The sequence below is a fragment of the Mumia sp. zg.B17 genome (genome assembly GCF_019550915.1).
Classification (GTDB): Bacteria; Actinomycetota; Actinomycetes; order Propionibacteriales; family Nocardioidaceae; genus Mumia.
Genome location: NZ_JAHWCI010000005.1, coordinates 244132 through 268341 on the forward strand (window position 1 = coordinate 244132; position 24210 = coordinate 268341).

The 24210-nt window shown below is 71.7% G+C and carries 18 protein-coding genes; 3 read left to right on the plus strand and 15 right to left on the minus strand.

The annotated features are described in order from the left end of the window. Positions 1–4: 4 nt before the first annotated feature. The 9 genes from gatB to KV097_RS06840 form a co-directional block, all read right to left on the minus strand. A complete protein-coding gene (gene gatB, locus KV097_RS06800) occupies positions 5–1519 on the minus strand; it encodes an Asp-tRNA(Asn)/Glu-tRNA(Gln) amidotransferase subunit GatB (protein WP_220365443.1) in 1515 nt (504 codons plus the stop codon). Continuing rightward, entirely contained in the window at positions 1516–3039 is a 1524-nt protein-coding gene (gatA, locus tag KV097_RS06805; RefSeq protein ID WP_220365444.1) for an Asp-tRNA(Asn)/Glu-tRNA(Gln) amidotransferase subunit GatA, read from the minus strand. Before gatA ends, gatB begins: the two co-directional genes overlap by 4 nt. Further along, positions 3036–3338 (minus strand): Asp-tRNA(Asn)/Glu-tRNA(Gln) amidotransferase subunit GatC, encoded by a 303-nt coding sequence (gatC, locus tag KV097_RS06810; protein WP_220341171.1) that lies wholly within the window; start codon positions 3336–3338, stop codon positions 3036–3038. Before gatC ends, gatA begins: the two co-directional genes overlap by 4 nt. Before the next feature lie 76 nt (positions 3339–3414). After that, positions 3415–4338, minus strand: a complete 924-nt coding sequence (locus KV097_RS06815) for a hypothetical protein (RefSeq protein ID WP_220365445.1) — start codon at positions 4336–4338, stop codon at positions 3415–3417. A gap of 601 nt (positions 4339–4939) precedes the next feature. Further along, positions 4940–7087, minus strand: coding sequence for an NAD-dependent DNA ligase LigA (ligA, locus tag KV097_RS06820; RefSeq protein ID WP_220365622.1), 2148 nt, complete (start codon positions 7085–7087; stop codon positions 4940–4942). Between the two features lie 53 nt (positions 7088–7140). Then, entirely contained in the window at positions 7141–9498 is a 2358-nt protein-coding gene (locus tag KV097_RS06825; RefSeq protein ID WP_220365446.1) for an Ig-like domain repeat protein, read from the minus strand. 72 nt (positions 9499–9570) lie between these two features. Next, positions 9571–10518, minus strand: a complete 948-nt coding sequence (locus tag KV097_RS06830; protein WP_220365447.1) for a methionine synthase — start codon at positions 10516–10518, stop codon at positions 9571–9573. A 23-nt stretch (positions 10519–10541) separates the two neighbouring features. Continuing rightward, a complete protein-coding gene (mnmA, locus tag KV097_RS06835) occupies positions 10542–11642 on the minus strand; it encodes a tRNA 2-thiouridine(34) synthase MnmA (protein ID WP_220365448.1) in 1101 nt (366 codons plus the stop codon). Then, positions 11642–12847, minus strand: a complete 1206-nt coding sequence (locus KV097_RS06840) for a cysteine desulfurase family protein (protein WP_220365449.1) — start codon at positions 12845–12847, stop codon at positions 11642–11644. Before KV097_RS06840 ends, mnmA begins: the two co-directional genes overlap by 1 nt. 62 nt (positions 12848–12909) lie before the next feature. Here KV097_RS06840 and KV097_RS06845 point away from each other — a divergent pair, with 62 nt between their 5' ends. The 3 genes from KV097_RS06845 to KV097_RS06855 are packed head-to-tail and all read left to right on the plus strand — an operon-like array spanning position 12910 to position 15073. Beyond that, positions 12910–13344, plus strand: coding sequence for a hypothetical protein (locus KV097_RS06845; protein ID WP_220341165.1), 435 nt, complete (start codon positions 12910–12912; stop codon positions 13342–13344). Beyond that, complete coding sequence (locus KV097_RS06850) at positions 13334–14191, plus strand: aldo/keto reductase (protein ID WP_220365450.1); 858 nt, start codon at positions 13334–13336, stop codon at positions 14189–14191. The genes KV097_RS06845 and KV097_RS06850 overlap by 11 nt, the downstream gene beginning before the upstream one ends. Before the next feature lie 9 nt (positions 14192–14200). Next, positions 14201–15073 (plus strand): LLM class F420-dependent oxidoreductase, encoded by an 873-nt coding sequence (locus KV097_RS06855; RefSeq protein ID WP_220365451.1) that lies wholly within the window; start codon positions 14201–14203, stop codon positions 15071–15073. Between the two features lie 30 nt (positions 15074–15103). Here KV097_RS06855 and KV097_RS06860 read toward each other — a convergent pair whose 3' ends face one another. The 6 genes from KV097_RS06860 to KV097_RS06885 all read right to left on the minus strand — a co-directional run bounded on the left by KV097_RS06860 (position 15104) and on the right by KV097_RS06885 (position 24168). Further along, complete coding sequence (locus tag KV097_RS06860; protein WP_220341162.1) at positions 15104–16054, minus strand: SDR family oxidoreductase; 951 nt, start codon at positions 16052–16054, stop codon at positions 15104–15106. Beyond that, positions 16051–16998, minus strand: coding sequence for a bile acid:sodium symporter family protein (locus KV097_RS06865; RefSeq protein ID WP_220365452.1), 948 nt, complete (start codon positions 16996–16998; stop codon positions 16051–16053). Before KV097_RS06865 ends, KV097_RS06860 begins: the two co-directional genes overlap by 4 nt. Beyond that, a complete protein-coding gene (locus KV097_RS06870) occupies positions 16995–18323 on the minus strand; it encodes an NAD(P)/FAD-dependent oxidoreductase (RefSeq protein ID WP_220365453.1) in 1329 nt (442 codons plus the stop codon). Before KV097_RS06870 ends, KV097_RS06865 begins: the two co-directional genes overlap by 4 nt. A gap of 113 nt (positions 18324–18436) precedes the next feature. After that, positions 18437–21913 carry an error-prone DNA polymerase gene (locus KV097_RS06875; RefSeq protein ID WP_220365454.1) on the minus strand — a complete coding sequence of 1159 codons (3477 nt, stop codon included), beginning with the start codon at positions 21911–21913 and terminating at the stop codon, positions 18437–18439. A gap of 15 nt (positions 21914–21928) precedes the next feature. Continuing rightward, complete coding sequence (locus KV097_RS06880) at positions 21929–23482, minus strand: DNA polymerase Y family protein (RefSeq protein WP_220365455.1); 1554 nt, start codon at positions 23480–23482, stop codon at positions 21929–21931. Beyond that, positions 23482–24168, minus strand: a complete 687-nt coding sequence (locus KV097_RS06885) for a hypothetical protein (protein ID WP_220365456.1) — start codon at positions 24166–24168, stop codon at positions 23482–23484. The genes KV097_RS06880 and KV097_RS06885 overlap by 1 nt, the downstream gene beginning before the upstream one ends. Positions 24169–24210: the final 42 nt, after the last annotated feature.

The following is a 24210-nucleotide window of genomic DNA, read 5'->3' on the forward strand; positions in this document are numbered from 1 at the left end:
GCCGTCAGCCGAGCTTGCTGAGGATCAGCTCGCGGACCCTGCCTGCGTCCGCCTGACCCCGCATCTCCTTCATGACGGCACCGATGAGCGCACCCGCGGCCGCGACCTTGCCGTCACGGATCTTGGCGGCGACGTCGGGGTTGGCCTCGATCGCGCGGTCGACGGCCGCGGTGAGCGCGCCGTCGTCCGAGACGACCTCGAGTCCACGCGCCACCACGATCTCCTCCGGCGTGCCCTCGCCCGCGACGAGGCCGTCGAAGACCTGGCGTGCGAGCTTGTCGTTGATCCGCTTGGCGTCGACGAGCGCCTGCACCTCGGCGACGTGCGCCGGGGTGACACCGAGCCCGTCGATCGGCGTGCCCGTGTCGTTCGCACGACGCGCCAGCTCACCGAGCCACCACTTGCGGGCGGCCGTCGGGGTCGCGCCGGCGGCGACGGTCGCCTCGATGAGGTCGAGCGCACCCGCGCCCACGACGTCGCGCATCTCGAGGTCGGAGTATCCCCACTCCCCCTGCAGGCGCCCGCGGCGCTGTGCCGGCGGCTCGGGCAGGCTCGCGCGGAGCTCTTCGATCCACTCCTCCGAGGGGGCGACCGGGACCAGGTCGGGCTCGGGGAAGTAGCGGTAGTCCTCGGCGTCGGACTTCTCGCGACCGGACGTGGTGACGCCGGTGTCCTCGTGCCAGTGCCGGGTCTCCTGGACGATCTTCTGACCTGCGTCCAGGACGCCTGCGTGGCGCTCGACCTCGTAGCGCACCGCGCGCTCCACCGAGCGCAGGGAGTTGACGTTCTTGGTCTCCGACCGGGTGCCGAGCACGTCGGCGCCCTTGGGCATCAAGGACAGGTTGACGTCGCAGCGCATCGAGCCCTGCTCCATGCGTGCGTCGGAGACGCCGAGCGCCTTCACGAGCTCACGGAGGTGCGCCACGTACGCCCGCGCGACCTGCGGGGCGTACTTGCCGGTGCCGACGATCGGCTTGGTGACGATCTCGATCAGGGGGATGCCCGCACGGTTGTAGTCGACCAGCGAGTAGTCGGCACCGTGGATGCGCCCGGTGGCGCCGCCGACGTGCAGCGACTTGCCGGTGTCCTCCTCCATGTGGGCGCGCTCGATCTCGACACGGAAAGCCTGAGGGCCCTCGTCGGTCTCGATCGTCACCTCGGTCCAGCCCTCGAAGCAGATCGGCTCGTCGTACTGCGAGGTCTGGAAGTTCTTGGGCATGTCCGGGTAGAAGTAGTTCTTGCGTGCGAACCGCGACCACGGGGCGATCGAGCAGTTGAGCGCGAGCCCGATCCGGATGGCCGACTCGACCGCCTTGCCGTTGACGACCGGGAGCGCCCCAGGGAGCCCCAGGCACGTCGGGCACACCTGGGTGTTGGGCTCGGCGCCGAACACCGTCGAGCAACCGCAGAACATCTTGGACGCGGTGTTGAGCTCGACGTGGACCTCCAGCCCCATCACCGGGTCGTACGTCTCGAGCGCCTGGTCGAACGGGACCAGCTCCGTATGGGTGGCGGTCACTTGCTCTCCTCCTGGGGCGTCGCGGCGAGCTCGGGTGCGCGGCTCAGCAGCGGCGCTCCCCACTGCTCGAGCAGCAGCCGCTCGAGCGCGGCTCCGACGTTGTACAGACGGTCGTCGGCCATCGCAGGCGCGAGGACCTGCATGCCGACCGGCAGCCCGTCCTCGTCGGTGACGCCGACCGGCAGCGAGAGGCCCGGGATGCCGGCAAGGTTGGCCGGGATCGTGGCGACGTCCTGCAGGTACATCGACATCGGGTCGTCGAGCTTGCTCCCGAGCGGGAACGCCGTCGTCGGCGACGTCGGGGAGACGAGCACGTCGACCTGCTCGAAGGCGCGGGCGAAGTCCTGCGCGATGAGCGTGCGGACCTTCTGCGCGGAGCCGTAGTAGGCGTCGTAGTAGCCGCTGGAGAGCGCGTAGGTGCCGATGATGATGCGGCGCTTCACCTCGTCACCGAAGCCGGCCTCGCGGGTGGCCGCCATCACCTGCTCCGCGCTCGGGTCGGGCACGCCCTGCGGGCTGACCCGCAGGCCATAGCGCATCGCGTCGAACTTGGCGAGGTTGCTGCTGGCCTCAGCGGGCAGGATCAGGTAGTACGTCGAGAGCGCATAGTCGAAGCTCGGGCACGAGACCTCGACGATCTCGGCTCCCGCCTTGGTGAGGAGCGCGACGGCCTCGTCGAAGCGGGCCCGGACTCCCGCCTGGTAGCCCTCTCCGCCGAGCTCGCGCACGACACCGATCCGAAGCCCGGACACGTCGGCGCGGCGAGCGGCCTCGACCACAGGCGGGACGGGCGCATCGATGCTCGTGGAGTCGAGCGGGTCGTGCCCGCCGATCAGCTCGTGCAGCAGCGCCGCGTCCAGGACGGTGCGGGTGACGGGACCGGCCTGGTCGAGCGACGACGCCAGTGCGATGAGCCCGTAGCGGGACACGCCGCCGTAGGTCGGCTTGACGCCCACGGTGCCGGTGACCGCGGCCGGCTGCCGGATCGAGCCACCGGTGTCGGTGCCGATCGCGAGCGGAGCCTCGTACGCGCCCACGGCGGCCGCAGAGCCGCCTCCGGAACCGCCGGGGATGCGGTCACGGTCCCAGGGGTTGCGGGTGGGGCCGTACGCGGAGTGCTCGGTCGAGCTGCCCATCGCGAACTCGTCCATGTTGGTCTTGCCGAGGATCGGCAGCCCGGCCTCGCGGAGGCGGCGTACGAGGAAGGCGTCGTACGGCGGGACCCAACCCTCCAGGATCCTGGAGCCCGCGGTGGTGGCGATGCCGGCAGTGGCGACGACGTCCTTGACCGCGATCGGCACGCCGGCGAGCGGGTGCAGCCGCTCCCCCGCGGCGCGGCGGGCGTCGACGTCGCGTGCCGTCGACAGCGCACCGTCGGCGTCGAGCGCCAGGAACGCGTTGAGGTCGCCGTCGACGGCGGCGATCCGGTCGAGGTGGTCCTGCGTCACCTCCGCGGACGAGACCTCGCCCGCGGCCAGCCTGTCGGCGATCTCCGCCGCACTCAGACGGATGGTGCTCATGCGTCCTCCCCGAGGATCTTCGGGACGGCGAATCGCTGCTGCTCCACGGCCGGCGCACCCGCGAGCGCCTGCTCGGGTGTGAGCCCCGGAGTGACGACGTCCTCGCGGAAGACGTTGGAGAGCGGCACGGCGTGAGAGGTGGGCGGCACGTCGGCGGCCGCCACCTCGGCGACCTTGGCGACCGACTCGAGGATGACCGTCAGCTCAGGCGTGAGACGGTCGAGCTCGGCGTCGGTGAGGTCGATGCGTGCGAGGTTCGCCAGGTGGGCGACGTCAGCGCGCGAGATCCCGTCGGACAACGGAGAGTCCCTTCGAGCGTGGGTGGGGATTACCGATCCATCCTAGGGCGTCGACCGAGAGGTCCGGTGCCCGCGCTCACCGGATCTGGCGCACCATCACCGACAGGTAGGTGCCTGCGCTGGAGCCGTAGGAGTCGAAGCCCAGCACGTAGCTCTTGAAGTCGCCCTCCTGACGGGCCGCGGCCGCTCCTGTGAACGCGGCACCGGACTCGTCGGTGAGACCGAGCGCGACCAGCTCCTGACCCACGACCGTGCGGCCCTGCCTCTCGTCGAGAGGTGCGTCGTACGACGAGCTGCGGACCGAGAGGTTCCAGGTGGTCGAGGTGGTCGACGTGGTCGAGGACTTCTGATCCATCCCCATCACGCGGATCGTCGCCGCGCCCTTCTCCTTGCCGCACGAGAGCGAGCCCAAGTCGGTCTGCTCGCAGGTGTAGCCCTGCGCCTCCAGAGTCGGCGTCAACGCCGTGGTGGTGGCCGGAGACGGCCCGCTCGCCGGGACCGCCGGAGCATCGGATGCGCGGACCTGGAGGCCGTCGCCGTAGGCGTTGAGCGAGGCCTCGGTCCCCAGGTCCTCAGGCCCCAGCGACGCCTCGTTCTGGACCGCGGCGACCACCTCGTCACCGCGACCCGCGAACAACGCGTCACCGACCAGACGGGCGACGGCCTCGGTGATCGAAGCCGGGTCGTCGACCCGGTAGGCGAGGAGACTGACGGTGTCGACGGCACCGTCGGCGAGGTCGATCCGCAACATCGCCCGCTGCGGCTCCTTTGCGGCGACGAAGTAGTGGCACCGCATCAGCGAGCCCGGGACCGAGGCGTAGCAGGACCACCCGTCCTGCTCGCCCAGCGCCGCCGTCAGGGCAGTGGCGGCGCCCTCGCTCATCGGCTTTCCCTCGCCCGAGTCGTCGGACGAGGACCCAACCTTCTCGGGCTTGCTGGCCGACCCGCTGGCGTCGTCGTCACCGCCGAGAACGGTCACGCCCACGAAGACCATCGCCACGACGAGTGCGACGACGAGGACGACGCCGCCGGTGACGAGCGCGATCGTCCGTCCACGGTTGCCGCTGCTCGTGACGCCCTGCGGCGCGGGGGCCCACTGCGCGGTGCCCTGACCTGGCTGTGAGGAGTAGCCCGGCTGCGCCGGATAGCTGCTCTGCCCGGGTGGCGGGCCGTACGGCGGCGGCGGACCCTGCGGCGGGCCCCAGGCCTGCGTCGGCGGGCCCTGATGAGGCGGAGGTCCCTGCGGCGGACCCCAACCCCCCTGCGGGCTCTGAGGCGGACCCCAACCCTGCGCCGGCGGGCCCTGACGGGGCGGAGGTCCCTGAGGCGGACCCGAGCCTTGCGCGGGAGGGCCCTGCGGCGAGGCCCACCCTGGTGGCGGACCCTGCGGTCGGTCGCCGCGGGCAGGCTCGCCATCGGGAGACGGGCTCTGAGGCGGGACAGGCGGCTGCGGGCCGTTCGGGTTTGACATCGGTCCTCCGGGGAAGGGTGCGCTCCATTGTGGACCAGCCACATCTCGTCGCCGACGCCGGAGGTCGACGACCGTCACGACCGATCTGCGGCCGTCCGTGCCGAGGACTCGCCGCCCTCAGGACGGGCGATCAGGCGTCTGCGGCCGGGGCCTCGTCGGCCGCAGGCGGCCCCTCGCGCAGCAGGTCGACGAACCCGGCCTCGTCGAGCAGCGGCACCCCGAGCTCCTCGGCCTTGGTGGCCTTCGTGCCGGCCGCCTCACCGACGACGACGAAGCTCGTCTTCTTGGAGACCGACCCCGCCGCCTTGCCGCCTCGGGTCAGGATCGCCTCGCGGGCCTCGTCGCGCGTGAAGCCTTGCAGGGAGCCGGTCACGACGAGCGTCAGGCCCTCCAGCGTGCGGGCGATCGACGCGTCACGCTCGTCGGCCATCCGGACACCGGCAGCAGCCCACTGATCGACGATGTCGCGGTGCCAGTCGACCCCGAACCACTCCACGACCGATGCCGCGATGGTGGGGCCGACCCCCTCGACGGCAGCCAGCGTCGCCGAGTCGGCGTCGCGGATCGCGTCCATCGTCCCCAGCTCCGCGGCCAGCCCTCGTGCGGCGGTCGGGCCGACGTGCCTGATCGAGAGCGCGACCAAGACCCGCCAGAGAGGTTGCTCCTTGGCGTTGCCGAGGTTGTCCAGGAATCGGCGTCCGTTGGCCGACAGCACCCGGTCTCCGGCCCCGGCCTCGCGCTCGGCCTTCTTGGCCGCTCGGGTGAACAAGGGGACGCGGAGGAGCTGCTGCTCGTCCAGGGAGAACAGACCGCCCTCGTCGGTCAGCACACCCGCGTCGAGCAGCGCGCTCGCCGCCTCATAGCCCAGCACCTCGATGTCGAGTGCGCCCCGGCTGCCCACGTGGAAGAGACGCTCGCGCAGCTGCGCGGGGCAGCTGCGGGTGTTGGGGCACCGGATGTCGGCGTCGCCCTCCTTGGACGGCGCCAGCGTGGTGCCGCACGAGGGACACTGTGTCGGCATCACGAATGCACGCTCGCTGCCGTCGCGCAGTGCGGGGACAGGCCCGACGATCTCGGGGATCACGTCGCCTGCCTTGCGGAGCACGACGGTGTCACCGATGAGCACGCCCTTGCGCTCGACCTCGGACGCGTTGTGCAGCGTCGCCATCTCCACCGTCGACCCCGAGACCAAGACGGGCTCCATGACGCCGTACGGCGTGACGCGGCCGGTGCGGCCGACGTTGACGCGGATGTCGAGGAGCCTGGTGTTGACCTCCTCGGGCGGGTATTTGAACGCGATCGCCCAGCGAGGCGCACGAGACGTCGACCCGAGCGCCCGCTGCAGCGCGATCTGGTCGACCTTGACCACGATGCCGTCGATCTCGTGCTCGACGTCGTGCCGGTGCTCGCCGTAGAAGGTGATGAACTCCTCGACCTCAGCCATCGTCGGCAGCACACGCACCCGGTCGCTCGTCGGCAGGCCCCAGGCGGCGAGGGCGGCGTACGCCTCGGACTGCCGCTCGGGCACGTAGCCCTCCCGGTCACCGATGCCGTGGCACACCATCTGCAACGGGCGGCTCGCGGTGACCCGTGGGTCCTTCTGGCGCAGCGACCCGGCAGCGGCGTTGCGCGGGTTGGAGAACGGCGTGTTGCCGGCCTCGCTCCACGCCGCGTTGAACTCCTCGAACGCCCGCGTCGGGAAGAAGATCTCGCCCCGGACCTCGAGCAACGACGGCACCGGGTGCTCGTCGGAAGCGGTCAGCCGGTGCGGGATGCCGTCGATCGTGCGGACGTTGGCGGTGACGTCCTCGCCGACCGTGCCGTCACCGCGAGTCGCCGCCCGAGTCAGACGGCCGGCCTCGTAGGTCAGGTTGATCGCGAGACCGTCGACCTTGAGCTCGACGAGGAAGTCGCTCTCCTTGCCCGCCTCCTTCTCGACGCGGGCCCCCCAGGCCGCCAGCTCCTCGAACGAGAAGCAGTTGTCGAGACTCTCCATCCGGCGCCGGTGCCGGACCGGCGAGAACGCCGTCGAGATGCCGCCGCCGACCGTCTGTGTCGGCGAGTCGGGCGTGCGCAGCTGCGGGAACGCGTCCTCCAGCTCGCGCAGCTCGACCATCAGCTGGTCGTACTCGGCGTCGGAGAGGGTCGGCGCGTCCTCGACGAAGTAGCGGGTGCGGGCCTGCTCGATGCTCTCGCTCAGCTCGGCATGTCGCGAGCGCGCGGCGGCCTCGTCCGGAGGGCTCTCGATGCGTTCGTCAGAGGTCGGCACGGACGCCAATCTACCGCTGCCCACGGACAGCCGTACGAGGTGAACCGGGCCTGGCCCGGAGGTCAGCGCACCCGTAGCGTGAACGCCTTCGACCGGTACGGGAGCACGTAGCCCTTCGGCCTGATCGCGACCCGCAGCCTCTGCGTGCCCCGACGGGAGGTCGGCATCTTCAGCACGACGCGCCCGCTGAGCTTCTTGGTCATCGCAGCCGACCGCAGCACCCTGCCTCCGCGGTAGACCGTCACCCGGCCCACGACCCGTCGGAAGCCCGGCGCCGTCGCCCGCACTCGCAGGACGACCCGTTGGCCGCGTCGCGCCGACCGGTCACTGAGCTTGCGGGTGACCCTGAGCTTGGCCTTCGCCACGGCCACCGTCCGGCGGGCGGTCGGGGCGGCGTTCAGACTCCGCGACCCGGCGTACGAGATCGTGAACGCGCGCCGCTTCGTACGGCTCGGGGTGAGCCTCACGTCGGCGACCCCGCGCGACAGAGCCCGGGAGCCCACGACCCGCCCGCCCTCGCGGACGACGACCGTGCCCGTCGGCGTCTGCCCGTTCGCCCAGGCCCGCACCCGGAGCACGGGCTGCGCCCGCCAGCGCGGGGCACCGACCCAGGCGTGCGACAGCGAGGAGCGGCCCTTCGCCACCCGGAGGGTCGCGGCGGGCGCCGTGGAGCCCGAGATCGCGTAGTGGCCGTCGTAGCGGGCGACGAGCCGGTGGGTGCCACCGGGGAGGTCGCGCCGCAGGCGTACCGTCGCGGCCGCGGCGTACCGGTCGCCCACCCGGGAGACGGTCGCTCGGCCGAGGAGCGTGGAGCCGGCGAGGATGCTGACCGTGCCGCGGGGCACCACATTGGCGCCCTCCACCGTGACGCGGGCCGAGACCTGGTCGCCGGACGTCACCGATGTCTTGTCGAACGTGGCAGCGGTCGTGGTGGCTGCCTTCGTGACGTTGACCGTGAACGGCGCCGCCTGCCGCCAGGCGACCGCCGCATCCCCGCTGTAGATCACCGCGAGACGTCGCGCACCGGCGTACATGAGCTTGGGGAGCTTGATCGAGGCCTTGCCCGACGCCAGCGTCGCTTGCCCCAGCACGTCTCCGCGCTGGGTGTCGACCACCTGCACGGTGCCGGTCGGGACCCGCCCGGAGGCAGCCACCGTGATCGCGACGTCCACCCGGTTGCCACCGACGGTGTAGGCGGTCGGCGCGGGGGTCGCGGTGATCGTGGGGGTGATCCCGGTGTTCTTCATCAAGGCGCCCACCCGCGTGCGGATCGTGCCCATCTTGGAGTAGAGGTTGCGGCCCGGGCACGCCGTCTGGCCGACGTCACGGTGCCCGACGATCTTGGTGCGCGAGACCTTCTTGCCGGTGTTGGTGGTGAAGGTCCGGTAGCCGGTCGGGATCACGTGGTTGAGGGAGAACTTCCACGCGATCACGCGGGAGATCGTCTCGACCACCGCCGAGGACGCCTGGGCCGACTCGAAGTTGCCGAGGACGGAGATCCCGAACGTCGTCGAGTTGTTGTTGAGCGCGTGCGCGCCGACGACGTTGCGCGCCAGTCCACCCCAGCGTCCCTCCCACGCCTGGCCCCACTTGTCGACGACCACGTTGTAGCCGATGTCCCGCCACTTCAGCGCCTTGGTGTGGTAGGCGTAGATCGCCCGGATCACGGCGGGCACCTCGCCACGCGAGTACGAGTTGGAGCCGGCCGTGTGGTGGACGACGGCGCCCTGGACGGACCCGTAGTCGGGCGCGGAGCGGTCCCGGATGCGCTCGTCGGCTCCCCAGGCCGCCCGCGACTTGATCGAGGGTCTCGGCGTCGCCGCCGACGCCGCCGCGAGGGGCTCGACCTGCTGCGTGGTCGTGGTCGTCCCGAGGTCGAGCAGGTCGACCTGGACGTCGTCGGGGACCGATCCGTCCGGCGTGGCCACGGTGACCTGGATGGCGTCGGACTCGCCGACGATGAGCGGGGCGGTGCCCCCGCGTGCCTTCGCCGCCTCCCGGGAGCCCGGGTCGGGGCCGTCGTCGGTGGCGTCGTCGAGCCGGTACCACTTCGTCCAACCGCTCGTCTCGCGCGTACGGACGTAGGTGACCACCTCGCCGTCGACCGAGCCCCGGTCCCACGTGACGCCCGCGACGCGGAAGTCCTCGGTCGGCAGCTTGGGCGAGTCGACCGCGGTCGCGACGGCGTGCGTGGGGTCCGGTGCCGGACTCCCGTCGGGCGCGAGGGCCCCGTCGACCGGCGGATCGGTGCTCGGCTCGTCGTCAGCGCCGGCGGTGTACGCCGCGAGGGCGTACGTGGTCGGGTCCGGCGTCGTGCCGACGGTCACCGTCTCGTTCCAGGTGACCACGGGAAGAACGACCAGTCCGGCCGCGACGGTCGGTAGGACGGCGAGTGCGATGGCGCTCCGAGATGTGCTCATGCTGACCCCCCAGGGGTGGTGTGCTCCCAGGCAGCGTACGTGAGCCACGTCACGGCGCTACTCGGAGCGAGATCAGAGTTTTGTCGTGGCCGCGACACCGCGCAGAACGCGGCGCGCGTCGTCCGGCGACGCGTCGGCGAGCCCGCAGGGCGGCGACAGGACGGTCCGTGGAACGGTCGCCTCCTCCCCGAACCCGAGCCCGCTGAAGAAGTGGTCGCTCGTACGCCGCATCGCGCTCACGTCGTCGTCGGCAACTCCTGGCCACAGGTCCACCCCGGACTCGAGCACCGAGGCGTACGCGTCGCGCTCCTCGCCGCTCACCAGGCCGAGGTCGAAGGAGATCGCCTCGAATCCGGCCCCTGCGAGCAGCGACAGCGGCACCCGGGGCGCACAGGTGTGGACCACCGGTCGCGCTCCCGCGCCACGCGCCGCGTCGGCGACCTCGCGCAGCGCGGCGTCCACCTCCGGGGGGTGCACCCGCCGGTGGTTCCCGGCGCCGCTCGCGGTCGGGACCTGCCCCTCGAGCACCGAACGCAGGCCCGGCTCGTCCACCTGGACGACGATCGAGGCCGCGGGGACGCGGCGACGCACCTCCTCGACGTGGGCGGCCAGACCCGACGCGAGCGACTGGGCGAGCTCTCTGCGGGCTCCGTGGTCGGCCAGCAGGCGGTCGCCCCGCGGACGCTCCATCGTCGCGGCCAGCGTCCACGGTCCGGCGACCTGGACCTTGAGGTCGCCCTCGTAGCCGTCCGCCTCCTCCTCGAGCACGTCGAGGTCGTGGGCCAGGAGCGAACGGGCACGTCGCTGGTCGAGGCCGGGACGGTCCGTCAGACGCCAGCCGGCCGGCTGGAGGTCCGCACCGAGACCGTCGAGGAGGCCGGCCGCCCGCCCGATCATCCCCGCCCCGTCACCGCGCGCCGGCAGCTCGGGCAGGAACGGCAGGTCGAGCGTCTCCAGGACGAACCGGACGACGCCACGGAAGTCCTCCCCCGGCATCGAGCCGATACCGGTCGCGCGCATGCCTGTGGCTCCTCCGTCGACGCTCATCGGACCGGCACCGCACCGGCGACCCGCCGGGTGGCGGAGATCGTCGCGGACCCGACCACACGCGTGCCGTCGTAGACGACGACCGCCTGCCCAGGGGCGATGCCGTCGGCGGGGTCGTGCAGGTCGACGTGCAGCCGGTCGCCGTCGAGACGGACGGAAGCGCGGTGCTCGTCGCCGTGGGCGCGCAGCTGGACCGTGCACGAGAGCTCGCCGTCGGGCGGCGCCCCGCACCACAGCGGCCGGATGCCCATCAGACCGTCGACCGCCAGGTGCTCGCGGGGACCGACCGTCACCGTGCCCGAGACGGGCTCGATGTCGAGGACGAAGCGCGGCCTGCCATCCGCGGCGGGACGGCCGAGCCGCAGCCCACGACGCTGACCGATCGTGAAGGCGAAGGAACCTTCGTGCTCGCGGAGGACCTCGCCGCCCTCGTCGACGACCACACCGGGACGGGTGCCGAGCTTGTCGTGCAGCCAGCCGGGCGTGTCGCCGTCGGCGACGAAGCAGATGTCGTGGCTGTCCGGCTTGTGCGCCACCTGCAGGCCCCGGCGCTCCGCCTCCCGCCGTACCTCGTCCTTGGTGTCGGTGCCGAGGGGGAACATCGAGTGGGCGATCTGGTCGGCGGTGAGCACGCCGAGCACGTACGACTGGTCCTTGGCGTGGTCGACGGCGCGGTGCATCTCGACCGTGCCGTCCGACGCGGTCTCGAGACGCGCGTAGTGACCGGTCACCACGGCGTCGAAGCCGAGGGCGAGAGCACGGTCGAGGACGGCGGCGAACTTGATCTTCTCGTTGCATCGCAGGCAGGGGTTCGGGGTGCGGCCGGCGGCGTACTCGGCGATGAAGTCCTCGACGACCTCCTCGTGGAACTCCTCGCTCATGTCCCACACGTAGAACGGGATGCCGATCACGTCAGCGGCGCGGCGGGCGTCGTTGCTGTCCTCGATCGAGCAGCACCCGCGCGCTCCGGTGCGGTACGACTGCGGGTTGCGTGAGAGAGCCAGGTGCACGCCGGTCACGTCGTGGCCGGCGTCCTTCGCGCGGGCTGCGGCGACGGCCGAGTCGACTCCCCCGGACATGGCGGCCAGGACACGCATCAGCGCCTCCCCGCCGTCGAGGCAGCACGTGCGCGCTCGTAGATCCCCGGGAGCGTGGCGAGCAGCCGGTCGACGTCGGCCGCGGTCGTGGTGTGCCCCATGCTGAAGCGCAACGACCCGCGCGCCGCGAGGTCGTCCAGACCCATCGCGGTCAGGACGTGGCTCGCCTGAGGCACCCCGGCCGAGCAGGCCGACCCGGTCGAGCACTCGATCCCGGCCGCGTCGAGGAGCATGAGGAGCGAGTCTCCTTCGGCGCCGGGGAACGTGAGATGGACGACGTGCGGCAGACGCGACTGCGGACCGGGCTCCGGGTCGCCGTTGACGACCGCCTCGGGGACCGCCTGACGCAACCCTTCGACGAGACGCCGCCGCAGCGCCTCGAGCCGCGCGGACTCGTCCTCACGGCGGGTGACGGCGAGGTCGACCGCGACCGCGAACGCGGCGATCGCCGCCGTGTTCAACGTGCCGGACCGCAGGTCGCGCTCCTGTCCGCCGCCGTGTACCAGCGGGACCGCCTCCAGCTCGCGACGGGCGACCAGGGCGCCGACGCCGGTCGGGCCGCCGACCTTGTGCGAGGCGAGAGACATCGCGTCGAGTCCGCTCGCGGCGAAGTCGACGGGGAGATGGGCGAGCGCCTGCACCGCGTCGCTGTGCACAGGGATGCCGTGCTCGCGGGCGAGCGCCACGATCTCGGGGATCGGCTGCACCGTGCCCAGCTCGTTGTTGGCCCACATGCAGCTGATCAGCGCGACGTCGCTCGGGTCACGCTCGAGGGTGGCGCGCAAGGCGTCGACGTCGACCCGGCCCACCGCGTCGACGCCGACGAGGTCGACGACCGCCCCCTCGGACTTCTCCAACCAGGCCAGGGAGTCGAGCACGGCATGGTGCTCGATCGCCGACGCGACCGCGCGGCGGCGGGCGGGGTCGGAACGGTGGCGCGACCAGTACAGGCCCTTGACGGCGAGGTTGTCGGCCTCGGTGCCTCCGGACAGGAACACGACCTCGCTGGGGCGGGCACCGATCCGCTGGGCGATCAGCTCACGCGCCTCCTCGACCCGGCGCCGAGCCCGGCGTCCGGACCCGTGGAGCGAGGAGGGGTTGCCTCCCTCGAGCATGGCGTCCTGCATCGCCGCGATCGCCTCGGGGACCATCGGCGTGGTCGCTGCGTGGTCGAGGTAGGAGGTGGTGGCGGGCGCGAGACTCATGACACCTCCAACCTAGTCGCCGGTGTTCTGTGCGTGCGTCCGGTGCCTGCGACGCTAGAGGGATGAAGCACCTTCCGACGGGCCGGATGCGCACTCACGACAAGCATATCGACCTCGTCTACAACCGGATCCTGCCGCTCGACCGAGACGACGCCTGGGCGGCGGTGACGGGTCCTGAGCCGCTCGGCGACATCGAGGTGACGGTGATCGGCGAGAGCGAGCCCGACCATCTCGCGGTTCGCCTCGACACCGGCACCGTGGTCGACGCCTACCTCCGCACACGCGAGGACAGCACGACCGACATGCAGCTGGTGATCCACGACGTCACACCGGCCGACGTCGGCGAGCAGGGCCCTCGCGGCGACTACCTGCTCGGAGTCCTCGGAGCGAGGATCGTCGACGAGCCCGAGCCTGTCTGGACCGACTACTACCCTGCAGGTCGGGCGTACTACGACACGCTCGCCGACCTCGAGGAGGACGACAGCGATGACCGTTGAGGGCACCAGCGCGACCACGTTCGACATCGACGGTGTGGGCACCGTCAACCGGCTGGGATTCGGCGCGATGCGCATCACCGGTCCGGGGATCTGGGGCGAGCCTGCCGACCGTGAGACGGCGCGCGCGGTGCTCCGGCGGGCCGTCGAGCTGGGAGTCGACTTCATCGACACGGCCGACTCGTACGGGCCCGAGGTGAGCGAGTCGATCATCGCCGAGGCGCTGGCGCCGTACGGAGAAGGTCTGACCATCGCCACGAAGGCCGGCCTCGTCCGCACCGGTCCGGACGAGTGGTGGCCGGTCGGCCGTCGTGAGTACCTCCGGCAGCAGGTCGAGATGAGCCTGCGTCGGCTCCGGACCGACGTGATCGACCTCTTCCAGCTGCACCGGATCGACGAGCGCACGCCCCGCGAGGAGCAGTTCGAGACGCTGGCCCAGCTGCGCGAGGACGGCAAGGTCCGAGCGGTCGGGCTGTCGCAGGTCACGGTGGCCGACATCGAGGAGGCGCGGACGTACGTGCCCGTCGTCACGGTCCAGAACCGCTACAACCTCGTCGACCGCTCCTCGGCCGACGTCCTGGCCTACTGCACCGAGCACGGCATCGGGTTCATCCCGTGGGCACCGGTCGATGCGGGCGAGCTCGCCGGGCCGGACGGACCCGTCGGCCACGCGGCCGAGCGGTACGACGCGACACCCGCCCAGGTCGCGCTGGCGTGGCTGCTCCAGACCTCGCCGGTGATGCTGCCCATCCCCGGCACCGGGTCGGTCGCGCACCTCGAGGAGAACATGGCCGCAGCCGCGCTCACCCTCGATCCCGAGACCGTTAATGAGCTGGACCGCGCAGGGTAGCGTCTAGCCATGCATGTCTCGCTCCACCTCCCCCGTTACGACGTCCCCGGTGGCGCGGCAGCGATCGCGCCGGTGTACGCCGAGGTGGGCGCGGTCGCCGACGCCGGCGGCCTGCGGTCCCTGTCGGTGATGGACCACTTCTTCCAGATGGAGGGCTACGCCGGTGGTCCGCGCGACCCGATGCTCGAGGCCTACACGACGCTCGGGTTCCTCGCCGGACGGACGGAGCGGGTCGGGCTCCAGGTCCTCGTCACCGGTGTCCCGTACCGCCATCCCGGGCTTCTGGCCAAGATCGTCGCGTCGCTGGACGTGCTGAGCGCTGGCCGCGCGACCCTCGGGATCGGCGCCGGCTGGTACGAGCGCGAGCAGCGCGGGCTCGGGGTGCCCGTGTGGCCGGCGGGTGAGCGGCTGGCGCGGCTCGAAGAGACGCTGCAGATCGTCACGCAGATGTTCGGCGACGACGACGGCCCGTACGAGGGGCGCTACTACCAGCTCGCGGAGACGCTGTGCGAGCCGAAGCCGCTCGGACCCGTGCCGATCATGGTCGGCGGAGGCGGCGAACGCAAGACGCTGCGGCTGGTCGCGCAGTACGCCGACGCCTGCAACCTCTTCGCGCAGGCCGGCGACGGGACAGACGGCGTGGCGCACAAGCTCGACGTTTTGCGCAGCCACTGCGACGACGTCGGGCGGCCGTACGAGGAGATCCGCAAGACGATCCTCTGGAACGGCTCGGTGCCGCTCGACGGCTCGTTCACGGACTCTCTCGCCCCGTACGCCGAGATCGGCGTCGAGGAAGTGTTCGTGACGCCGTCCGACGACGACCCGGTGGGGTTCGCCCGCGAGCTGGTCGACACCGTCGTCGAGCCGGTCGCTGCGTTGTAGCGGCGGCGCCGTGCCGGGTGGGCCGCGACGTCACAGCCCCTGCGCGGCCCTCCACGCCTCGAACGCCTGCGCAGACGTGTAGGCAGGCTCGTACCCGAAGACCGTCTTGAGCCGTGTGTTGTCGAGCACCGGGCGGAACTGGAGGAACTTCGTCTGCTCAGGGCCGTACTGCGTCAACCGCAGCGGCTTCGCGACCGTGAGCGCCCCGCGGAGCACGACCTCGGGGATCGCCAGCGTGCCCCGTCCGAGGCGCACCGCGATCTCGTCGATCGTCAGCGCCCCGTCGCCCGCGACGTTGAAGGTGCCCGTCACGTCGGCGGTGACGGCGTGCACGACGATCGCGGTGAGGTCGGTGTCCCAGACGAACACGAAGGGTGAGTCGGCCCCCGCGATCTTGAGGAGGCGCTTCTTGCGGAACAGGTCGGTGATCTGGTTGTCGACCCGCTCCCCCAGGATCGTCCCGATGCGGAGCACCGTCTGCTGCAGCTCCGGGTGGTCGCGCCGGGCGTCGGCCAGCATCTCCTCGACGAGCCGCTTGTGCCGGCTGTACGCGAAGGCGTCGTTGCCGCGTACGGGCTGATCCTCGGTGATCCACGCGGGATTGTCGTCGTGGTAGCCGTACGCCGCGCCGCTGGAGGAGACGACGAGCCGGCGTACGCCGTGGGTGAGGGCCGCGTCGAGGACGTTGCGGCTGCCGTCGACGTCGACCCGGTAGGCCACGTCGTCGGTCATGCCGGGGGGCGGGTTCACGATCGAGGCGAGATGGACGATCGTGTCGACCTCGTACGAGGAGACCGCGTCGGACACGGCGCCGGGGTCGGTGACGTCGACCGTCGCGTACTCGACGCCCGTGACCCGCTCGCGCGGCTCCCGCACGTCGGCGCTCACGACGAGCGCGACCCCGGGGTCGGCCGCGAGACCAGGGACGACGGACGAGCCGAGGAAGCCCGAGCCACCGGTGACGAGGACGCGACGACTCATGCCGGCACCTCGACCTTCTCCTCGCGGACGGGTCTGCGCGCCCACAGGGACGCCACCACGAGACCCGCGATGATGTCCCAGATCCCCCACCAGGCGGCGACCAGCGCCATGCCCCCGAGCCCGTCGAAGAACTCGAAGACCAGCAGCAGCCCGAGCCCGGCGTTGCGGATGCCGACCTCGAACGTCATCGCCCGTGTCGACCGGTCGGACAGGCGTGCACCCCGAGCGACGCCGTACCCGAGGGCCATCGCGAGGGCGTCGTGGAGGAAGACGGCGATGACGACGACGCCGATGTAGTCGACGAACACGCCCCAGTTGCTGGCGATGCCGACCAGGATGATGGCGCCGAGCGCGACGAACGCGACCTTGCTGACGATGCCGTGCGCACGCGCGGCGACCCGCGGCCACAGCCGCGCGATCGTGATCCCGAGGACGAACGGCAGGCCGATCACGAGGAGGACCTCGCTGAGCATGTCCCAGGGGCTCACCTCGATGTCGGTGAGGAAGTTCTGGCCGGTCGGGTGGAGGCCGCCCCAGAAGGCGAAGTTGAGCGGCATCAGGAAGATCGCCAGCACGTTGCCGACCGACGTCATCGCGACCGAGAGCGCGACGTCACCGCGGGCGCGGTGGGTGAGGATGTTCGAGACGTTGCCGGGAGGGCAGCACGCCACGAGGATCATGCCGAGCGCGATCGACCCGCGGACGTTGAGCAGCAGCGTGAGAGCGAAGGTGATCGCGGGCAGCAGGAGGAATTGCCCGGCGATCGCGACTCCCATCGCCAGGGGCTTGCGGGCGGCGGCACGGAAGTCCTCGAGCCGGGTGTCGAGGGCGATGCCGAAGAGGATCGTGCCGATGACGATCTTGAGCAGCGTCAGCGACGACTCGTTGAACGAGATGCTGATCGCGTCGACGTCGCCGGCGGCGAGGAACACGAGGTCGGTCACGAGAGCTCCTCGATCGCGGCACGGACCGCCGTACGGTAGGCGTCCTTGTTGACGTAGTAGCTCATGCGCTCCAGGCCGAGGTAACGGTAGCCGCCGGACAGGTCCGGCAGCGGGCCACGGGTCTTGGCGGCGAACGCCTCCGCCTGGGCCGGGCGTGTCCGCCGAGCATCGACGTACGACGCGATCAGCTCGGCCTGCTCGTAGCGGCCCTGCCAGCCGAGCCCCGACGCCTCGACCATGCCCATCACGAAGAGGTCGTCGCGCTCGGGAGTGAAGATGTTGAGGTAGAGCTGCGGCGACCAGCCGTTCCAGCGCAGCAGGGCCGGATCGATGAACGGGTAGTGCAGCGTGTAGCCCGTCGCGAGCACGATCGTGTCGTAGTCGCGGCTCGTGCCGTCACGGAAGTGCACCGTCGAGCCGTCCACGTGGTCGACATCGGGCTTGATGCTGAGGTCGCCGTGGCCGAGGTGGTGGAGGATCAGCGAGTTCACGATCGGGTGCGACTCGTAGATCTTGTAGTCGGGCTTGGGGAAGCCGAGCTTGACGGGGTCACCGGTGAAGAGCTTGAGCACGCGGGTGTCGATCGCTTGCTTGACCCGAGGAGGGAGCGGCTTGCCCTGGTTGAGCGTGTCCGCGGGCTTGCCGAAGAGATACTTCGGCACGAAGTAGTAGCCGCGCCGCACGCTCATGTCGACCGATGCGGCGTGGTGCACCGCGTCGACGGCGATGTCGCAGCCCGAGTTGCCGGCGCCGATGATGAGGACGCGCTTGCCGGCGAAGGTGGTCGCCTTCTTGTACGCGCTGGTGTGGAACACCTCGCCGTCGAACTGGCCCTTGAGCTGGGGCAGGTTCGGCTCGGACAGGGTGCCGTTGGCGATGACGACTCCGGAGACACGGTCGGTGCTCGTCGAACCTGACGACACCTCGCGGGTCGTGACCACCCAACCCCCGTCGGCGTGCGGCTCGACGCGGGTCACCTCCGTGCCGAAGCGATAGTGGTCGCGGAGACCGAAACGGTCGGCGTACGCGCGGAAGTAGCGCTTGAGCTCACGGTGGCTCGGGTAGTCGGCGACCTCGTCGCCCATCGGCATCTCGGCGAACTGGGTCGTGGTCTTGGAGGAGATCAGGTGCGCCGACTCGTACATCGTGCTGCGCGGCCCGTCGATGTCCCACAGGCCGCCGACGTCGTCATGGAGCTCGTACCCGACGACGTCGAGGCCGCGCTTGGTCAGTGCCCGGGTGGCCGCGAGGCCGGACGGGCCGGCGCCGATGACGGCGTACGGGAGTGCGGGCGGGGCAGCGCCACCTGATGTGATCTTGGACACGCGCCCTAGTGTGCCAGACGGATTGCGGCTGCTGGAGGGTATCCCAGAAGATCCTCCCGTTCGGCCGCCTTCCACTCATCGTGGGGCGAACGGGCGAACCGCCCCCGCCGGCCTCAGTGGAAGTCGCGCGACGTCGTCCGCATCGTGATGGGGAGGCGCTCGAGCCGGTCGGCGTGCAGGTTGGTCGCGCCGTCGCGCCGCTCGACGATCCCGCGGACGACGAGCGCGCTGGAGTCGCGGGCGATCCGCCGGTAGCGCGACCACAGTCCTGCCGTGCAGATGACGTTGAGCATCCCCGTCTCGTCCTCGAGGTTGAGGAACGTGACTCCCCCGGCCGTCGCCGGGCGCTGCCGGTGCGTGACCAGGCCGGCGACCTCGATGCGGGTCCCCGGCTCGACCGCCGCCAGGTCGGACACGCGCAGCGCTTCGCGTGCGCGCATCGCCTCCCGGACGTGGTCCATCGGGTGGCTGTCCGGCGCGATCGCCGTCGACCAGAGATCGGCCATCGTGATCTCGGCCTCGCTCATCCCCGGCAACATCGGCGCGTCGCTGAGCACCGTCGTCCCCTCGAGCTGCCCAGGACTCTCCTGCGCGGCAGGCCCCGAGGACCACAGCGCCTCGCGCCGCGACAGCCCGAACCCGTCGAACGCCCCTGCGGTCGCCAGCGCCTCGACCTGCGCCGCGGTCAGTGAGACCCGGCGGGTGAGGTCGGTCATCGAGGCGTACGGCCCACCGCGAGAGCGCTCCGCGACGATCCGCTCTGCCGCGTCCTTGCCCACCGAGGTGACCCCGGCCAACCCGAGCCGTACGACGAAGCGTCCGTCGCGGCGGTGCCACGCGTGGTCGAACGGCACGTCCGCGTCGAAGTCACCGACCGGTGGCTGATCCTGCTCGAGGCAGGCGTCGTGACCCGCGGACGCCAGAGAGGGACCCGCGGACGCCAGAGAGTGACCCGCGAGTGCCGGAGAGTGACCCGCGAGCTCGAGGTCGGCGCCTGCACCCGAGCGGTTCACGTCGGGGCGCAGCACCTCCACCCCGTGGCGCCGCGCGTCGGCGACCAGGCTCGCCGGCGAGTAGAACCCCATCGGCTGCGAGCGTAGGAGCCCCGCGAGGAACGCCCCCGGATAGTGCAGTCGCAGCCACGTGCTCGCATACACCAGCAGCGCGAAGCTGATCGAGTGCGACTCGGCGAACCCGAAGCTCGCGAACGCCTCGATCCGCTGGTAGATCTCGTCGGCCAGGTCGCCGGTGATGCCGTGCGCGGCCATGCCTGCGTACAGCGTCGCGCGCAGCCGCTCGATCTTCTCGACGCCGCGCTTGGACCCCATCGCCCGCCGCAGCAGGTCGGCCTCGTCCCCGGTGCAGCCGCCGACCTGCATCGCGATCTGCATCAGCTGCTCCTGGAACAGCGGCACGCCGAGGGTACGGCGAAGCACCGGCTCGAGCGCCGGGTGCAGATAGGTGATCTCCTCCTCGCCGGTCCGCCGCCGGATGAACGGGTGCACCGCGCCACCCTGGATCGGACCCGGCCGGATCAAGGCGATCTCGCACACCAGGTCATAGAAGCGTCGCGGCTTCAGGCGCGGCAGCGTCCCGATCTGAGCGCGGCTCTCCACCTGGAACACCCCGACCGAGTCGCCGCGGCAGAGCTGGTCGTAGACACCGGCCTCCTCCTTGGGGATCGACGCCAGGCTCCACTGCTCGCCGGTGTGCTCGGCGACGATGTCGAACGTGTGCTGGATGGCGCCGAGCATCCCGAGACCGAGCAGGTCGAACTTGACCAGACCCATCCAGGCGCAGTCGTCCTTGTCCCACTGCAGGACCGTGCGGTCCTCCATGCGGGCGTGCTCGATCGGGCACACCTCCCCCACCGGTCGGTCGGTGAGCACCATGCCGCCCGAGTGGATGCCGAGGTGGCGCGGCGCCTTGAGGAGCTGCTCGGCCAGGTCGAGCACCGGCTCGGGCACGTCCTCGGTCACCTCGTCGCGCGGCAGGCTGCTCCAGCGGTCGATCTGCTTGGACCACGCGTCCTGCTGCCCCTGGGAGTAGCCGAGCGCCTTGGCCATGTCACGGACCGCAGACTTCGGACGGTACGAGATGACGTTGGCGACCTGCGCGGCGTTGTGGCGGCCGTACTGCTCGTACACCCACTGGATCACCTCCTCTCGCCGGTCGGAGTCGAAGTCCACGTCGATGTCGGGCTCCTCCTCACGGCTCGCCGACAGGAACCGCTCGAACGGCAGGTCGAACGTCACCGAGTCCACCGCCGTGATCCCCAGGGCGTAGCAGACCGCGGAGTTGGCGGCCGACCCCCGACCCTGGCAGAGGATCCCGCGCCCCTTCGCGAACGCGACGATGTCGTGGACGATGAGGAAGTAACCCGGGAAGTCGAGCTCCTCGATCACCGCGAGTTCCGCCTCCAGGCGCTCGTAGGTGCTCGGCGGGCCGTCGCGATAGAGCTCGGCAGCCCCGCGCCGCACCAGCTCGCGCAGCCACGACATCGGGGTGTGCCCGTCAGGCACCTTCTGCTTGGGCAGTCGCGGCTTGGCCCGGCGCAGCTCGAACGCGAGGTCGGCGGCGATGTCGACGGTCCGCTCCACCGCGCCGGGATATCGGGCGAAGAGGCGGGCCATCTCGAAGCCCGAGCGGAGGTGCGGTGGCCCCGCCGCGGGCAGCCATCCGTCCATCGCGTCCAGGCTGCGACGCGCCCGGACCGCAGCGACCGCCCCCGCGAGACGGCGGTCGTGGGGCGTTGCCGCGTGCACGTTGCCGGTCGCCACGGTGGGAAGCCCCAAGCGGTCCGCGATCGCCGCGAGCGCGTCGTTGCGGACGGAGTCGTACGGGTCGCCGTGGTCGGTGAGCTCGACGAGGACCTGGTCCTCGCTGAACCGGTCGAGCAGCGCCCGCACCTCCTTCTCGGCGGCGAGCTCGTCGACCTCGACGCCGGTCGGACCGACCAACGCCTGGCGTACGGCGCCCTTGCGGCAGCCGGTGAGCACGACCGCGTGCCGGCCGAGGCGGTCGGCGAGGTCGTCGAGGTCGTAGAGGGGTCGGCCCTTCTCGCCGCCCGCCAGGTGCGCGGCGGTGAGTGCCCCGGCGAGGCGGTGGTATCCCTCCTGTCCACGGGCGAGCAGCAGGAGATGAGTGCCGTCCGGATCTGCGGCGCCGTTCTGAGGACCGCGCAGGTCCAACGACAGCTCCGCTCCGAACACGGTCGGCAGACCGTGCACTGCCGCGGCCTCCGCCATCCGCACCACCCCGTAGAAGCCGTCGTGGTCGGTGAGCGCCAGCCCGGTCAGCCGCAGCCGCACCGCCTCCTCGACCAGCGCCTCCGGGCTGCTCGCACCGTCGAGGAAGCTGAAGTCGGAGTGCGCGTGGAGCTCGGCGTAGGGGACGTACGGCTCGTCCGGCTCCGGTGACGACTCCTCGACGGCGCCCGACGGCTCGTACGGGGCACGTTTGCGGGAGAACGCCGGACCGTCGCCGCCGTCGGGGACGTCGAAGGCAGGCGACTGCTTCTCCGGCGGCAGCCGCCCCGACAGCCGCCGCTCGAGCTCGGACCAGGGCATGTCGGGGTTGTTGAAGCCCATCAGTCGGCCCCGGCCTCAGTCATATCGGGCCTCCACGCACCAGACCCCGTCGCTGACTCGCAGCAGCCACGCGCTGCCGTCGACCCCGACCACCTGGAACCGGGCCGCCCGCACCGCCTCCCGCGCGTCCCACCAGCGCTCGTCGACAGGCCACGGCCCTGCCCAGGCGGCCACCGGCCGGAGCTCGGCGTCGCTCGCGGCGAACCGCGCAGGCGCGGCCGTCACCATGCCCCGCTCGCTGACCCTGACCGGCTGTCCGGAGGAGCCGACCACCTGTGCCGGACGCGGTGGGTCGTAGACGGTGGCCGGCGCCGGTGCTGGCAGGCTGCCGGGCCACGGCGGTGCGGCCGGGCGCTCAGCTGAGAGCGGATCGCCCCACGGCACCAGCGTCCGTCGGTCGGAGGGACCTCGTCCGCCTCCGACGACCGCCGAGACCACGGCCTCCCGGCCGAGCATGCTCTGCACCTTGGACGCGGCCCGGTGGATGCGCACGTCGGGGCCACTCCCCCACAGGCCCTCGGCATGGTCGGTCACCGGCGCCACGTCCTCCGGGATCAGCTTCACCCCGGTGATCGGCGCACTGACGGCCGAGACGGCCGTGCCCGATCCCGACGACGCCTGCAGCTGCCAGCGGACCCGGTCGACGATGTCGCCGGCGTCGAACCAGCGGGGATGCAGCCACTGACGCTCGGCGATCTGCCCGTCGTCGGTGTGCACCTCGACCCACAGGCTGGTGCAGACCAGCTGCCGCTCGGCGTGACCGGTGACGAACGCCTCGGCCGTCCGCCGGACGCTGAACGCGACCGCCTCCGCATCCTCGAGCGGCGGCTCGAACGAGACCTCGCGCTCGAGGTCCGAGGGAGGGCGGCGCGCCGCGAACGCCCGGTCGTCGGCGCCTCGAGCGAGCCGATGGGCGAGTGCCCCGTCGGGCCCGAACCGGGTCAGCACGTCGATCGGACGCAGAGCGGCGAACGCCCCGAGCGTACGGAGCCCGAGCCGCTGCAGCAGGCTCACCATCTCGGGCCGGTCGAGGACGCTCACCGGCAGGTCGGCGAGGAAGGCGGCCGACTCCCCCGGGGGCACCACGAGACTGTCCTGCACGCTCGCCTGCCGAGCAGCCTGCTCGGCAGCGAACACGGCATCGGCGACACCGAAGCGCACGTCGTCGATGCCGTGCTCGACCAGCCTCTCGGCGAGGACCGCAGCCGCGTGCTGCTCACCACCGAAGTAGCGGCCGGGACCCGCCACGCGGACCGCGCAGGTCCCCGGACGCAGCGGCTGCACCCCAGGAGCGATCTCCTCGACCGCGGCGAGCACCGGCTCGAACGCACGCACGTCGAGCCCGGGGTCGTAGTCGAGCGTCACCAGGTCGGGACAGCGCGCCTGTGCGTCGCGCATCCGCTGGCCACGGCGCACCCCCTCGGCGCGCGCGGAGGTCGAGCACGCCCGGACCTCGCCGCGCTCGAACAGCGCGATCGGTGCCCCCGGCGGCAGCCCGGCGCCGGCACCGGTGTGCCGGACCGCCCGGACGGGCCAGTCGGGGCACCACGCCACCAGGGTGCGCGCCATCAGCTCGCCACCCCGTAGCCGAGCGCCCCGGGCAGCGCCACGACCGTGTCGTCCCCGACAGCAGCCGGCTCGACGACCGCGTCCAGCCACAGCCGGGTGCGGTGCGGCCGCCCCCAGCGACCGGTCGCGGTCACGGTGACATGACGACGGCGCAGGTGACCGTGCCCGTCGCCCATCCCGGTCCAGGAGCTCTCGGTGACCTCGAGCCGGCCGGCGGCACGGGGCCACACGCCCGGGTGGGGCGTCAGCGCGACCACCGTGGTGCCGTGCTGTCGCAGACGTGCCGTGATCCGCTGCGCGTCACCGTCACGGACACGAGAGGAAGGGCGTACGACGATCGCGTCCGTCACGTCGGCGAGCGTGCTCACCACGTGCTGCCAGTGCTCACCGGGCGCCGGGACGAGGATGGTCCGCTCGAGCGCGAGACCGAGCGAGGCTGCGGCCTCGGCTCCCATCTCGGGCACCCCCACCACGGCGCACCAGGCCCCGTCGATCGACGGGCCGGCGGCCAGCGCGAGAGCCAGGGCGAGGGAGTCAGCCACCTCGTACGTGGTGCCGCGCAGCAGCCCACCCGGCACCACCTGAGCCAACGCGGGCAGCGTCGGAAGGCGGTCCCGCACCTGCGGGGACGACCCCTCCATCGCCCGCATCCGCGCGGCAAGCTGATCGAGAACGGCTCCGGTCACCCCTCCATGTTCGAACAGATGTTCGAAGGAGTCAAACGGGTG